Source organism: Mesorhizobium sp. B2-5-11 (genome assembly GCF_006440835.1).
In the GTDB taxonomy this organism is placed as follows: Bacteria; Pseudomonadota; Alphaproteobacteria; order Rhizobiales; family Rhizobiaceae; genus Mesorhizobium.
In genome coordinates, this window is the sequence record NZ_VFUK01000002.1 from 184,814 (window position 1) to 199,387 (window position 14,574).

Annotated in this window: 12 protein-coding genes; 3 read left to right on the forward strand and 9 right to left on the reverse strand. The window is 64.5% G+C overall.

What is annotated here, in order from left to right:
• Nucleotides 1-16: 16 nt before the first annotated feature.
• The 5 genes from FJ490_RS08035 to FJ490_RS08055 form a co-directional block, all read right to left on the reverse strand.
• Nucleotides 17-901 carry a F0F1 ATP synthase subunit gamma gene (locus FJ490_RS08035; RefSeq protein WP_140492974.1) on the reverse strand — a complete coding sequence of 295 codons (885 nt, stop codon included), beginning with the start codon at nucleotides 899-901 and terminating at the stop codon, nucleotides 17-19.
• Between the two features lie 46 nt (nucleotides 902-947).
• Complete coding sequence (gene atpA, locus FJ490_RS08040; RefSeq protein ID WP_140492971.1) at nucleotides 948-2,477, reverse strand: F0F1 ATP synthase subunit alpha; 1,530 nt, start codon at nucleotides 2,475-2,477, stop codon at nucleotides 948-950.
• Nucleotides 2,477-3,037, reverse strand: coding sequence for a F0F1 ATP synthase subunit delta (locus FJ490_RS08045; RefSeq protein WP_140729420.1), 561 nt, complete (start codon nucleotides 3,035-3,037; stop codon nucleotides 2,477-2,479). Before FJ490_RS08045 ends, atpA begins: the two co-directional genes overlap by 1 nt.
• 235 nt (nucleotides 3,038-3,272) lie before the next feature.
• Nucleotides 3,273-3,668: a DUF4345 family protein gene (locus FJ490_RS08050; protein ID WP_140518245.1), complete on the reverse strand. Its 396-nt coding sequence runs from the start codon at nucleotides 3,666-3,668 to the stop codon at nucleotides 3,273-3,275.
• A gap of 95 nt (nucleotides 3,669-3,763) precedes the next feature.
• The gene (locus FJ490_RS08055; protein WP_140628116.1) at nucleotides 3,764-4,459 is read right to left on the reverse strand and encodes an aspartate/glutamate racemase family protein; all 696 of its coding nucleotides are present in this window, start codon (nucleotides 4,457-4,459) and stop codon (nucleotides 3,764-3,766) included.
• Nucleotides 4,460-4,521: 62 nt separating this feature from the next.
• Between FJ490_RS08055 and FJ490_RS08060 the strand changes: the two genes are divergently transcribed.
• Nucleotides 4,522-4,728, forward strand: a complete 207-nt coding sequence (locus FJ490_RS08060; protein ID WP_140492958.1) for a type II toxin-antitoxin system prevent-host-death family antitoxin — start codon at nucleotides 4,522-4,524, stop codon at nucleotides 4,726-4,728.
• Between the two features lie 6 nt (nucleotides 4,729-4,734).
• On the opposite strand, the gene FJ490_RS08065 is transcribed toward FJ490_RS08060, so the two are convergent.
• Nucleotides 4,735-6,918, reverse strand: a complete 2,184-nt coding sequence (locus FJ490_RS08065; protein WP_140649923.1) for a primosomal protein N' — start codon at nucleotides 6,916-6,918, stop codon at nucleotides 4,735-4,737.
• Nucleotides 6,919-7,008: 90 nt separating this feature from the next.
• Here FJ490_RS08065 and fsa point away from each other — a divergent pair, with 90 nt between their 5' ends.
• On the forward strand, nucleotides 7,009-7,665 hold the full coding sequence (gene fsa, locus FJ490_RS08070; protein WP_140518241.1) for a fructose-6-phosphate aldolase: 657 nt from the start codon (nucleotides 7,009-7,011) through the stop codon (nucleotides 7,663-7,665).
• 73 nt (nucleotides 7,666-7,738) lie between these two features.
• Here the strand turns inward: fsa and FJ490_RS08075 are convergent, their stop codons facing one another.
• The 3 genes from FJ490_RS08075 to leuS form a co-directional block, all read right to left on the reverse strand.
• Entirely contained in the window at nucleotides 7,739-10,300 is a 2,562-nt protein-coding gene (locus tag FJ490_RS08075; protein ID WP_140654863.1) for a DNA translocase FtsK, read from the reverse strand.
• 263 nt (nucleotides 10,301-10,563) lie between these two features.
• Entirely contained in the window at nucleotides 10,564-11,142 is a 579-nt protein-coding gene (gene lptE / locus FJ490_RS08080; protein ID WP_140628125.1) for an LPS assembly lipoprotein LptE, read from the reverse strand.
• Nucleotides 11,129-13,753 carry a leucine--tRNA ligase gene (gene leuS / locus FJ490_RS08085; RefSeq protein ID WP_140518238.1) on the reverse strand — a complete coding sequence of 875 codons (2,625 nt, stop codon included), beginning with the start codon at nucleotides 13,751-13,753 and terminating at the stop codon, nucleotides 11,129-11,131. The genes lptE and leuS overlap by 14 nt, the downstream gene beginning before the upstream one ends.
• 152 nt (nucleotides 13,754-13,905) lie before the next feature.
• Between leuS and FJ490_RS08090 the strand changes: the two genes are divergently transcribed.
• Nucleotides 13,906-14,568: a YggS family pyridoxal phosphate-dependent enzyme gene (locus tag FJ490_RS08090; protein WP_140566744.1), complete on the forward strand. Its 663-nt coding sequence runs from the start codon at nucleotides 13,906-13,908 to the stop codon at nucleotides 14,566-14,568.
• Nucleotides 14,569-14,574: the final 6 nt, after the last annotated feature.

Consider the following 14,574-nt stretch of genomic DNA (forward strand, 5'->3'; position numbering starts at 1 on the left):
CCCCGGGAAACCGTGCCTAGAGCGCCTCGGCGCCCGAAATGATTTCGATCAGTTCCTTGGTGATCTGCGCCTGGCGCTGGCGGTTGTAGGTGATCGACAGCTTGTTGATCATCTCGCCGGCGTTGCGCGTGGCGTTGTCCATCGCGCTCATCTTGGCGCCCATTTCGCCAGCCGCGTTTTCGAGCAGCGCGCGGAAAATCTGCACCGCGATGTTGCGCGGAATGAGCTCGGACAGGATTTCACCCGGCTCGGGTTCGTATTCGTAGACGGCGCTGGCGCCGTCAGCAGCCTCGGCCGGAGCTGACGAAGCAGCGGCCGGAATGATCTGCTGCGCGGTCGGAACCTGGCTGATCACCGACTTGAACTGCGAATAGAACAGCGTGCAGATGTCGAAGCCGCCCTCGTTGAACAGGTGGATGACCTTGCGGGCGATCGTGTCGGCATTGACGAAGCCGAGCGTCTTGACCTCGCGCAGGTCGATCCGGTCGAGGATCATCGACGCATAGTCGCGGCGCAGGATATCGAAACCCTTCTTGCCGACGCAGATGATCTTGACCTGCTTGCCGTCGGCCAGGAGCCTGCGGATGTGGTCACGGGCAAGACGGGCGATCTGCGAATTGAAGCCGCCGCACAGGCCGCGCTCGGCCGTGCAGACAACAAGCAGGTGCACGTCGTCCTTGCCGGTGCCGGTCATCAGCGCCGGGGCATCGCCGCCACCGCCGATTGCCTGGGTGATGTTGGCCAGCACGGAACCCATGCGCTCCGAATAGGGGCGCGCCGCTTCCGCGGCCTCCTGTGCACGGCGCAGCTTCGCCGCGGCGACCATCTGCATCGCCTTGGTGATCTTCTGCGTCGCCTTGACCGAGGCGATACGGTTACGAAGGTCTTTTAATGAAGGCATGCTTCAAACCTGATCCCGTCTTGTCTCATCCGGACTGGCGCTTCGCTCAGGCGAAGGTCTTGGCGAAAGCGTCGATCTCGGCCTTCAGCTTGCCGCGCAGATCGTCCGACAGCGCCTTTTCCTTGCGGATGGCGTCGAGGACGTCCTTGCCGGCCGAACGCATGTGGCTGAGCAGGCCATGCTCGAACTTGCCGACCTGGTTGACCGGCAGCTTGTCAAGATAGCCGTTGACGCCGGCGAAGATCACCGCGACCTGCTCTTCCGTCTTCAGTGGCGAGAACTGCGGCTGCTTCAGGAGCTCGGTCAGGCGCGAACCGCGGTTGAGCAGGCGCTGCGTGGCGGCATCGAGATCCGAGCCGAACTGCGCGAAGGCCGCCATTTCGCGGTACTGCGCGAGCTCGCCCTTGATCGAGCCGGCAACCTGCTTCATCGCCTTGATCTGCGCCGAGGAGCCGACGCGCGACACCGACAGGCCGACATTGACGGCTGGACGGATGCCCTGGAAGAACAGGTTGGTTTCGAGGAAGATCTGGCCGTCGGTGATCGAGATCACGTTGGTCGGGATATAGGCCGACACGTCGTTGGCTTGGGTTTCGATGACCGGCAACGCCGTCAGCGAACCGTTGCCCATGTCGTCATTGAGCTTGGCGGCGCGCTCGAGCAGGCGCGAGTGCAGGTAGAAAACGTCGCCCGGATAGGCTTCGCGGCCCGGCGGGCGGCGCAACAGCAGCGACATCTGGCGATAGGCGACGGCCTGCTTCGACAGATCGTCGTAGCTGATCAGCGCATGCATGCCGTTGTCGCGGAAATACTCGCCCATGGTGCAGCCGGCGAACGGCGCCAGGAACTGCATCGGCGCCGGATCGGAAGCGGTGGCGGCGACGATGATCGAATATTCGAGCGCGCCGCGCTCTTCCAGCACCTTGACGAACTGGGCCACGGTCGAGCGCTTCTGGCCGACGGCGACGTAGACGCAGTAGAGCTTTTCCTTCTCGGGGCCGTTGTCGTGCACCGATTTCTGGTTGAGCATCGTGTCGAGGATGATGGCGGTCTTGCCGGTCTGGCGATCGCCGATGACCAGCTCGCGCTGGCCGCGGCCAACCGGGATCAGCGCGTCGATGGCCTTGAGGCCCGTCGACATCGGCTCATGCACCGACTTGCGCGGAATGATGCCGGGCGCCTTGACGTCGACGCGCTTGCGTTCGGTCGCCTTGATCGGGCCCTTGCCGTCGATCGGGTTGCCGAGCGCGTCGACGACGCGGCCGAGCAGGCCAGGACCGACCGGAACGTCGACGATGGCGCCGGTGCGCTTGACGGTGTCGCCTTCCTTGATGTCGCGGTCGGCGCCGAAGATGACGACGCCGACATTGTCGGCTTCGAGATTGAGCGCCATGCCGCGGATGCCGCCGGGGAATTCGACCATCTCGCCGGCCTGGACATTGTCGAGGCCGTAGACGCGGGCGATACCGTCACCGACGGACAGCACCTGTCCGACTTCGGAGACCTCGGCCTCCTTGCCGAAATTCTTGATCTGGTCTTTCAGAATTGCGGAAATTTCCGCGGCGCGGATGTCCATCAGCCGACCTCTTTCAGTGCAAGCTTGAGCGAATTGAGTTTGGTTTTGAGCGACGTATCGATCTGGCGCGAGCCCATCCTGACCACCAGACCGCCGAGCAGCGACGGATCGACGGTGACGGAGATGGAAACGTCCTTGCCGGCAACGCTCTTCAGCGCCGCCTTGAGTTCAGTCTGCTGGGCAGCGCTCAATTGGTGAGCCGATGTTACCTCGGCGGTCGTCTCGCCACGATGCTCGGCGGCGATCTGGCGGAATGCCGTGATCATGCCGGGCACGGCGAACAGCCGGCGGTTCTTGGCGACGACGCGCAGGAAATTGCCGGTCAGGCCGGTGATCCCGGCCTTGTCGGCGATCGCCGCGATGGCCTTGGCCTGGTCCTCGCTGGAGAACACCGGGCTGTTGATCAGCCGGGTCAAGTCGGCGCTGCCCGCGAGCATCGCCTCGAAACTGTTGAGGTCGGCTTCGACCTTGGCGACGGAATTCGCCTGCGATGCCAGTTCGAACAGCGAACCCGCATAGCGTTCTGCGACACCTGAGATTGGCGATGACGATTGGGCCACGGACCGTCTTTTCTCTTGTCTGACAGGCCGCAGATTGTTGGCGCGAGCGAAAACTCTGGCTAAATCTTTGACCTTACTGCATTTTTTCAAGCACGGAGGCGCGGCTTCCGCTATCCCCGGCCGAAAGTCGATTGCCGTCTAGCACAGGCCTTTTAAGACCGCAATGCGTCGTTCCGCATGGTTTTCAGGCACTATTGTCGCATCCGGGGACAAAGTCCCTGGATTGCCTGCGGATTCAGGGCAGGAAGCCGAAGGCAAAGGCAAGCGGCAACGCCGCCAGCGCCAGTTCCACGACGATGGAAACCCAGTTGAAGGGCGTGTTGGCGCCATCCGACATCATCGACAGCAACCGGCCGAAGGCGGTGAACAGCCAGGAGAAGCCGAGCGCCATGTAGATCAGCGGCTGCGCCAGCAGGATGCAGCACAGGCCGACGCCGAGATAGAAGCCCGACATGCGGCCGCGCCCTTCGGCGATCGCCGCCGCCTTCTCCGGCTTGACCTGCAAGCGCAGAATGCGGAAGGCAAGCCCCGGCGCCAGGAAAAGCACCAGGCCGAGCAGCACCGTGACGACGGCGCTCGACCAGGCCAGCCATTCGCCCTGGCTCACCGGCCATGGAAACGCAAAATCCATAGTGTCCCCTCGTAAATGCCGCTCTGAAATCGCGGGCATTCTAGCGGAGGAAAAGCCGCGCGCCAGATGGCGGCCGGCACTTTAGGCCAAACGCATCAGGAGAGCGCGAAGGCGACCGCCGCTTCAGCATGGATGCGCGTCGTGTCGAAGACCGGAATGTCGAAATCCTGCTGGCCGATCAACATCGTGATTTCGGTGCAGCCCATGATCACGCTGTCGACATTTTCATCGCGCCGCAGGCGGTTGATCTCGGCGATATAGGCGGTTTTCGATGGCTCGGTGACGATGCCCTGGCAGAGCTCGTCATAGATGATGCGATGGACCATGTCGCGTCCTGCCTGGTCCGGCACGATCGGCTGCAATCCATATGTGTCGGCAAGCCGGCGCTTGTAGAAATCCTGCTCCATGGTGAACCGTGTTGCCAGCAGCGCCGGGCGCCGCATGCCGGCTGCCTTGACAGCGGCTGCGGTGGCGTCGGCGATGTGGGTCAGCGGGACCGATACCGAGGCCTGCACCTGGTCGGCGAGCTTGTGCATGGTGTTGGTGCACAAAAGCAGGCCTTCCGCGCCAGCTGACTCGAGCTTGCGCGCGGCATCGACCAGAAGCGCGCCGGCGCCGTCCCAGTCCCCGTGATGCTGCAGCTCGGCGATCTCGGCGAAGTCGAAGGACCACAGCAGCAATTTCGCCGAATGCAGCCCGCCGAGACGCTGCCTCACGAGATCGTTGAGCAGGCGATAATAGATCGCCGTCGATTCCCAGCTCATGCCGCCCAGAAGGCCAAGGGTTTTCAAAACGGTTTCCTTTCCTTGCAGCGACTTATGATACAGTCCAAGGCGATGTTGAGGGCTACTCGATGAAAACAAAATCCAGCAGCAAAGCACGCAGCGAACTGTGCGCCGTGGTCGCTGAAGCCAGCAAAGGCAGCCCGACAACAATCACCAAGCGGGGACGCCCCGTGGCCATAGTGATATCGATCGAGGACGCCCGTCGACTCTATCCTGAAGAGTTTAGGCAACGTCCCGAACTGAAGGACACGACCAGCAATCCGCGCGAACGCTGAGCGACCTTACAAAAAGCTCTGCGGATCGATGTCGACCTGCACCCGGACCGAGCCGCGCTGCTTCGGCCCGTTGGCGAGCATGGTCCGGATAAACCTTTGCATGTCGGCGCGGCGCTCGCCCTGGATCAGCAGGCGGAAACGGTGACGGCCGCCGAGCAGCGACAGCGGCGCTTCGGCCGGCCCGAGCACGAACAGGTCGGATGCCTCGGGCGCGGCACGGCGCAGGCCGCGTGCATGGCCCTCGGCTTCCGCCCGCGTCACCGCGCTGACGATGACGCCGGCCAGCCGGCCGAAGGGTGGCAGAGCCGCCCGCTCGCGCTCGGAAATCTCGCGCTCGTAGAACGCGTCGGCATCGCCGGAGACGATCGCCCGCATCACCGGATGGTCGGGCTGGAAGGTCTGCAACAGGCCGAGGCTCTTCTTGCCGGTGCGCCCGGCGCGGCCGGTCACCTGGCTAAGCAGCTGGAAGGTGCGCTCGGCGGCGCGCGGATCGCCATTGGCAAGGCCGAGATCGGCATCGACGACACCAACCAAGGTCATGTTCGGGAAATTGTGGCCCTTGGCGACGAGTTGCGTGCCGATGACGATATCGGCCTCGCCATTGGCGATGGCTTCCAGCTCCAGCCGCAGCCGCCGCACGCCGCCCATCAGATCCGACGACAAAACGATGGTGCGCGCATTCGGGAAATGCGTGACGACTTCCTCGGCGATGCGCTCGACGCCCGGCCCGCAGGCGACCAGATGATCGAGCGTGCCGCATTCCGGACAGGCTTCCGGACGGCGCTCATTGTGCCCGCAATGGTGGCAGACCAGTTGGCCGCGAAAGCGGTGCTCGACGAGCCAGGCCGAGCAGACCGGGCAACCAAAGCGATGGCCGCAGACGCGGCACAGCGTCAGCGGCGCATAGCCGCGCCGGTTGAGGAACAAGAGCGATTGTTCCCTCTTCTCCATCGTCCGGCGCATGTGGTCGAGCAGCACCGGCGACAGGAAGCCGCCGCGCGCCGGCGGCGCGCGGCGCATGTCGATCGCTTTCAGATCGGGAAGTGCCGCCTCGGCGAAGCGGGCGGACAGCACCGCCCTGGCGTAGCGGCCCTGGCTGGCATTGACGCGACTCTCGACCGATGGCGTCGCCGATGCCAGCACCACGGGGAAGCCACCTATATGGCCGCGCACGACAGCCATGTCGCGGGCATTGTAGAAGACGCGGTCTTCCTGCTTGTAGGCGGGGTCGTGCTCCTCGTCGACGACGATCAGGCCAAGCTCCTTGAACGGCAGGAACAGCGCCGAGCGCGCGCCGGCCACAACCCGCACGCCGCCTTCCGCCACCTGCCGCCAGACGCGTTCGCGCATCCTCGGCGGCAGGTCGGAGTGCCATTCGGCGGGCTTGGCGCCAAAACGCTGCTGAAAACGTTCGAGGAAAGCGTGGGTCAATGCGATTTCGGGCAGCAGGATCAGCACCTGCTTGGCGCGGTCCAGTGCCGCCGCCACCGCCTCGAAATAAACCTCCGTCTTGCCCGAACCGGTGACGCCGTCGAGCAGTGCGACGTTGAAGCCGCCGCCCGCGACATTGGCGCGCAGCAGCCGTGCGGCTTCGTTCTGGTCGGGCATCAATTCCGGCGCGGCGTAGGCTGGGTCAGGCTCCGCCACCACGGGCCGCGGCGGGATCATCACCGTTTCGAACACGCCTTGCGCCTTCAGCCCCTCGATTACCGTCGACGACACGCCGGCCGCATGGGCAAGGCCGGATCGCGTCCAGGCCAGTCCGCCCTCGGCCGTCTCCAGCACGCGGGCCCGCGCATCCGTCATCCGGTCCGGAACGGCCGCGGTTCGCTGCAATCCCTCGATCCACGGTTCCGGATCGAAGGCCTCCGGCGCCCTCAGCAGCATGCGCGCCACCATGCCCGGCGCCGACAGCGTATACTGCGCCACCCAGTCGACGAAACGGCGCATCGCCCGATCGATCGGCGGGCAATCGAAGACCTGTTCAATCGGGCGCAGCTTTTTCGCGTCTACCGTCTCGACCGCGCCGTCCCAGACGATGCCGGCGACCTGGCGAGGCCCGAGCGGCACGCGTACGATCGAGCCCGGCACCACCCGCATGCCGGCGGGCACGGCATAGGTGTAGGGGCGTTCGGCCGGCATCGGCACCAGCACCGGTGCGGCTGCGACAAAGGGCGAATCTTCGATCATGAGGCGTGACCTTGCCCCGACTTTGCTCTAGATCAAAGGGCAACGCTGAACGCGCCTTCCCAAGCACGACGAAATCGTCAGGAGACCGCCATGAAATTTTTTGCCGACACAGCCGACATCAAGGAAATCCGCGAACTGATCGATCTGGGGCTGCTCGATGGCGTCACCACCAATCCTTCTCTGATTCTCAAATCGGGCGGCAAGATCTCCGAGGTTACCAAGCAGATCTGCGACATCGTCGAAGGCCCGGTCTCCGCGGAGGTCGTGGCGACCGAATACAAGCAGATGATGGCGGAGGCCGAGGTGCTGGCCAAGATCGCGCCGAATGTCGCCATCAAGGTGCCGTTGACGCTGGATGGATTGAAGGCCTGCAAGACGATCCGCACCCAGATGAACCGCATGGTCAATGTCACGCTGTGCTTCTCGGCCAACCAGGCGCTGCTCGCCGCCAAGGCAGGCGCCTCCTTCATCTCGCCCTTCGTCGGCCGGATCGACGATACCGGCTCGGACGGCATGGAAGTGATCCAGGAGATCCGTCAGATCTACGACAATTACGATTTCCAGACCGAGATCCTGACGGCTTCCGTGCGCACCGTGAACCACGTCAAGCAGGCGGCGCTCATCGGCGCCGATATCGTCACCGCGCCGCCCGCGACACTGAAGGCGCTGGTCAACCACCCGCTGACTGACAAGGGCCTTGCCGCCTTCCTCGCCGACTGGGCCAAGACCGGCCAGAAAATCGGCTGAGCGAGCTTACATCCGACACGAAAAAAGGCCGGGCAACCGGCCTTTTTCATGCGCTGCGGATCAAGAGGCCCGGTCAATCCGTGCCGTCATCCTCAGCTGCGGTTACCGGCGGGCGCCGGCCCATGATGATCTCGCGCTTGCCGACATGGTTTGGTGCACCGACCAGACCCTCCTTCTCCATGCGCTCGACCAGGGACGCGGCGCGGTTATAGCCGATGCCGAGGCGACGCTGAATGTAGGACGTCGAACACTTCTTGTCGCGCAACACCACCTTGACCGCCTCGTCATAGCTGGAATCGCCGTCCTCCGCCGCAACGGCGCCCTTGTCGAAGACCGCGCCCTCATCGCCTTCGTCTTCTTCTTCATCCGCGTCGGCCGTCACGGTTTCCAGGTATTCGGGGCGACCCTGCGCCTTCAGATGCGCCACGACATGCTCGACCTCCACGTCGGAGACGAAGGGGCCGTGCACGCGGGCGATGCGCCCGCCGCCCATCATGTGCAGCATGTCGCCCTGGCCGAGCAGCTGCTCGGCGCCCTGCTCGCCAAGGATGGTGCGGCTGTCGATCTTGGAGGTGACCTGGAAAGAAATCCGGGTCGGGAAGTTGGCCTTGATCGTGCCCGTGATGACATCGACCGAGGGGCGCTGCGTCGCCATGATCAGGTGGATGCCGGCCGCGCGCGCCATCTGCGCCAGGCGCTGGATGGCGCCTTCGATCTCCTTGCCGGCGACCATCATCAGGTCGGCCATCTCGTCGACGATGACGACGATGTAAGGCATTGGCGCGAGGTCGATTTCCTGCTGCTCGAAGAGCGGCTCGCCGGTGCCTTTTTCGAAGCCCGCCTGCACGGTCATGACGACCGTCTCGCCGTTTTCGCGGGCAGCGGCGGCGCGCTGATTGTAGCCGTCGATATTGCGCACGCCGAGCCGCGCCATCTTGCGATAGCGGTCCTCCATCTCGCGCACCGCCCATTTGAGCGCGGTAACGGCCTTTTTTGGATCGGTGACGACCGGGGTCAGAAGATGCGGGATGCCGTCATAGACGGAGAGTTCGAGCATCTTGGGATCGACCATGATCAGCCGGCATTCCTCCGGCTTCAGCCGGTAGAGCAGCGACAGGATCATCGTGTTGATGGCAACCGACTTGCCGGAACCGGTGGTGCCGGCAACGAGCAAGTGGGGCATCTTTGCCAGTTCGGCGATGACAGGCTCACCGCCGATCGTCTTGCCGAGGCAGAGCGCCAGCTTGCAGCCGGTCTTGCGGAAGCCCTCCGATTCGATCAGCTCGCGGAAATAGACGGTTTCGCGCGCCTCGTTCGGAAGCTCGATGCCGATGACGTTGCGGCCCGGCACGACGGCGACGCGCGCCGAGATCGCCGACATGGAGCGGGCGATGTCGTCGGCGAGACCGATAACGCGGGAGGATTTGACGCCCGGCGCCGGCTCGAATTCATAGAGAGTGACGACCGGACCGGGGCGAACATGGATGATCTCGCCGCGCACGCCGAAATCCTCGAGCACGCTTTCCAGAAGATCGGCATTCTGCTCGAGCCGCTCCTGCGACATGTAGAAGCCTTGTCCCTCCGGCGGCTGCTGCAACAATTCTTCTGAGGGGAGTTCGTACGTCTCGCCCGTCGCGGTCGGCACGATCCTGCCGACCAGTGGCGCTCGCGACGATGCGCGCGCAGCCGGAGCCGGTACGGCTTGCTCCAAACTTTGCGTGACCAGTGCCGGAACGGCATTGCTTGCGACGGCGGGAATTGCGGCCGGAGCCCGGGCTTGCTGCGGCACGCGGTTCGCCGCCGGCTGAACCGCGGCCTGGTTGGAGTTGGCCGGACGGACATCCGGCACGGCGGACGGAGCTGGCGACCCGGGAAGGCATTCGATGACACGGAACAACGCGGTCGGATCGGCCGTTGGCGCGGGGCGGTTGTCGATCCGCTCGGTGACCACAGGCGCGGTCGTGCGTGCAACCGAAACGGCCCGAGGCGCGGGTGACGGGCCTTCGACCAAATAGGGCGCCATGATCTCGAAAAAGACGTGATCCGACAGATAGGGCCAGCGCACATTTTCGCGCCCCGTCGTCTTGACCGGGGCTGTCGCTGCTTGGGCGGACGCTGCCGGTGCGGATGCCCGCGCCGCCGCAGTCATCCTGTGGCCCGCAGGCGTAGCGGCGGCCCGCGCCTTTTCGCCGGCATGCCCTGACGGAACCGGCGCCGGGGCCGGTTGCACCACGGCTCTGTTGCCGACGGGCGGCCTGGCGGCGCCCGAAGAAAGGTTTCGGCTTGGTATTGGCACCGATGAAGACGTCCCAGCCGCGGTGGATTGGCCAGGTGCCTGCGGTACTGGTGATTCGCTTTGCTCGACGGCAATCGCCTCGTCCCGCGGACGGCGCGTGCTGGCTTCATAGTCCGGCGTGCGCGTAAACCGCACATTGGGCGCCAGGAAGAAATAGTCTTGCCAGGCAGGGCTTTCGTTGCCGCCGAGATCGACAGGGGATGGGGAAGGGCCGGCTCCTGCTGCTCTCGCCCGCTGGCTGTCCGCCTTGTTGTCCACACCCGTGAAACGCTTCACCCCAGGGTCATCGGGCGACGCTGCCTTCAATGAACTGACCCGAGGAAAACGCTTGGATTCCATGCTCAAGACTCACGCTGAAATGTCTGCTGAGCAATAGAGAGCGAGTGGTTAACAGTTGCTTCCCGTCGGCCCCCCAAGAGCGGCGAAGCGTGACTTTCACAGCGGTGTCGGACGATCGGACCCGTGCGGCCGATCGTCATCCCACGATCGTCAACACACCCGCGTGCTTCGGCTAAAGGCGAACGGAGAACCGGCTCCGGAGCCGTGGCAAAGGCGGCCTTCAGGCACCAGATTGTTATGCCACCATGAAACGGAGAGCGGCGCTAACCGGCCGTCTTGCCGTGCCGTGCGAGATCCTGGGCGATGGACAGTTGCAGCGCGTTGGCAAGCTCGCGCGCGGCGCGGTTCTCGGCATCGATCTGTGCCCGGTACGCGGCGAATTCCTGGCGCGGCCTGTCGAAGGACGAAGTGATCGCCCGCTTGCCGGTCGCGATCACCGCCCCGGTTTTGGCATCGGTCAGCCTGTAGCCGGCGGTCAGCGTCACCGAACCGGCGGTCGGCTCGTCCTGGTCGGTTCCGACCTGCACGAGCGCCGAGGATTCAACGGCTTCGGTCACGCCGAGGTCGAGCGAGTAGGCCGGCGATGCCGGTTCGCCGGCGCCGCGCCCAAATCCGAAGATCAAATTGTTGCGCACCTGCTGGCCGTAACGCGTCCTGACCGGTTTGATGGCGATCGACGCCAGTTCGGCATTGGCGCTCGAGCCGGTCGACAGCGGCGCGCTCGAGTAGAGCGGCCGCACCTGGCAGGCCGAAACGAGCGCAAGCGAGCCGACAAGGCCGGCAAGCGCGACACGGCGCAGCAAACGGCTCAGCTCTGTCTTCTCCCGATCAGGCAACGACATTGACGATCCTCTGCGGCACGATGATCACCTTGCGCGGAGCCTTGCCTTCGAGCGCCTTCTGCACGAAGTCGAGAGCGAGCACGGCTTTTTCGACCGCACCTTGGTCCGCGTCGCGGGCAATTGTCAAATCCCCGCGCTTCTTGCCGTTGACCTGGACCGGGTAGGTGACCTCATTGTCGACGACCAGCGCCGGGTCGAAGATCGGCCACGGCCGTTCGGCGACCAGATCGGCACCGCCGAGCGCCTCCCAGCATTCCTCGGCCAGATGCGGCATGATCGGCGCGATCAGGTGCACGAGCACCTCCACGGCCTCCCGGCAGGCGCCTTTGAGCGCGGCATCGGCCTTGCCTTCGGCCACCTCATTGAGCGGCGTGGTCAGCGCGTTGGCGAGTTCGTAGATGCGGGCGATGGCGCGGTTGAATGCGAGTTTCTCGATGTCCTCGCCGACCGCTTTCAGGATCTTGTGCGTGGCCTTGGAAACCGCCCCGGCTTCACCGCCACCGCCCGCTATGGGTGCGATGCCGGCCAGCGATTCGGCCGCGGTCGAGACCAGGCGCCAGATGCGCTGCATGAAGCGATGCGCGCCGGCGGCGCCATCGTCGGTCCATTCGACGTCGCGTTCGGGCGGCGAATCCGACAGCATGAACCAGCGCGCGGTGTCGGCGCCGTAGCCGTCGGTGATGTCTTCCGGGCTGACCGTGTTCTTCTTCGACTTCGACATCTTTTCCAGGGAGCCGATCTCCGCCGTCTCGCCCGTGGCGATTTCGACGGCGCGGCGCTTGCCGTCGACGTCCTCCAGCCGCACCTCGGTCGGCGCCAGCCAGCGCCCGTTCGATGCCGATCCCACGCGATAGGTCTCGTGCACCACCATGCCTTGCGTGAACAGGCCCTTGAACGGCTCGGCTAGGTCGAGATGGCCGGTCTCGCGCATGGCCCGGGTGAAGAAGCGCGAATAGAGCAGATGCAGGATCGCGTGCTCGATGCCGCCGATATACTGGTCGACGGCCAGCCACTCGTTCGCCGCCTTCGGGTCGGTCGGCTCGTTCGCCCAGGGCGCGGTGAAGCGGGCGAAATACCAGGACGAATCGACGAACGTGTCCATCGTGTCGGTTTCGCGCCGCGCATCCTTGCCGCATTGCGGGCATTTGACATGCCGCCAGGTCGGGTGGCGGTCCAGCGGGTTGCCTGGGCGGTCGAACTCGACATCGTCGGGCAGCTTCACCGGCAGGTCTGCCTTCGGCACCGGCACCACGCCGCAATCCTCGCAATGGATCATCGGGATCGGGCAGCCCCAGTAGCGCTGGCGCGAAATGCCCCAGTCGCGCAGGCGGAAGTTGACCTTGCGCTCGGCCATCGGCCGGTTGCCGATCGTCTTCTGCTCCAGCAGCTTCGCCACCTCGTCGAACGCCCGCTCTGGCTTCATGCCATCGAGGAAGCGCGAATTGATCATCACGCCGTCGTCGACATAGGCTTCGTCGATGACCTGGAAGGTCTTGGGATCAGCACCTTCCGGCATCACCACCGGGATCACCGGCAGGCCGTATTTGTTGGCGAAGTCGAGGTCGCGCTGGTCGCCGGACGGGCAGCCGAAGATGGCGCCGGTGCCGTAGTCCATCAGCACGAAATTGGCGACGTAGACCGGCAGCGTCCAGTTCTCGTCGAACGGATGCACGACACGGATGCCGGTGTCGAAGCCCTTCTTCTCGGCCGTCTCCAGCGCCGCCACCGAAGTGCCCATATGGCGGACTTCGTCGATGAAGCTCGCCAGCGCCGGATTGGTCTCGGCGGCCTTCCTGGCCAGCGGATGGTCGGCGGCGACCGCCATGAAGGAGGCGCCGAAGATGGTGTCGGGCCTGGTCGTATAGACTTCCAGCTCCTGCTCGCCGGCGACGGGAGCCGCCAGCGGCCAGCGGATCAGCAGACCTTCCGAACGGCCGATCCAATTGTGCTGCATCAGCTTGACCTTCTCGGGCCATTCGTCGAGGCGATCGAGCGAATCCAGGAGATCCTGCGCAAAATCGGTTATCCTGAAGAACCATTGCGTCAGCTCGCGTTGTTCGACCAGCGCGCCCGAGCGCCAGCCGCGCCCGTCGATGACCTGCTCGTTGGCGAGCACCGTCATGTCCTCCGGATCCCAATTGACCTTCGAGGATTTGCGCGTCACCAGGCCTTTCTCGACAAAGTCGAGGAACAGCATCTGCTGGCGGTGGTAGTAGTCGACATCGCAGGTCGCGAATTCGCGCGCCCAGTCCAGCGACAGGCCCATGACCTTGAGCTGCTCGCGCATGGTGGCGATGTTCTGGTAGGTCCATTCCTTGGGATGGACCTTGTTCTGCATCGCCGCGTTCTCGGCCGGCATGCCGAAGGCGTCCCAGCCCATCGGATGCAGCACGTTGAAACCCTTGGCCCGCTTGTAGCGCGCCACCACATCGCCCATCGTGTAGTTGCGCGTATGCCCGATATGGATGCGTCCCGATGGATAGGGGAACATCTCCAGCACGTAGTATTTCGGGCGCGGATCATCGTTGTGCGCCTCGAACAGCTTCCTGTCGGCCCAGGCCTTCTGCCATTTGGGCTCTGACGCGCGCGGATTGTATCGTTCGGTTGCCATGGGACGTTTTTCACTTAAAAGCATGCGGACTGCGGGCGACAGCTCGGCAGTCCATTGGATGTGGTCCGGGTGTTCACCATGGTTTGGCAAACCCGTCAACCATATGGGTATCGCGTCTGGAAAAAACGCGGTCAAAACAGCGGGATTTGGACATGGGCGACGCCGTTCAGCAGTTTTTAGCGGTCAAGGCGAAGATCGCCGCCGCCGAGCGCGAAGCCCGGCGCGACGCTGGCGCGGTGACGCTGGTCGCGGTTTCCAAGACCTTTGACGCCGCCGACATCAGGCCCGTCATCGAGGCAGGCCAGCGCGTCTTCGGCGAGAACCGGGTGCAGGAAGCGCAGGGCAAGTGGCCAGCGCTGAAAGAGGCTTTCCCCGATGTCGAACTGCATCTGATCGGCCCGCTGCAATCGAACAAGGCCAGGGAAGCCGTGGCGCTGTTCGACGTCATCGAGACGGTCGATCGTGAGAAGATTTCCGCCGAACTCGCCAGGGAGATCGCCCGGCAAGGCCGGGCACCGAAACTCTACGTCCAGGTCAACACCGGCTCCGAGCCGCAGAAGGCCGGCATCGAGCCGCGCGAGGCCGTGACCTTCGTCGCCCGCTGCCGCGATGTCCACGGCCTCGCCATCGAAGGCCTGATGTGCATTCCGCCGGCGGACGAGAACCCCGGCCCGCATTTCGCCCTGCTGGAAAAATTGGCGCGGGAGGCAGGCGTCGCCAAACTGTCGATGGGCATGTCCGGCGATTACGAGACGGCCATCGCCTTCGGCGCCACCAGTGTCAGGGTCGGTTCGGCGATCTTCGGCAGTCGATAAAACCGT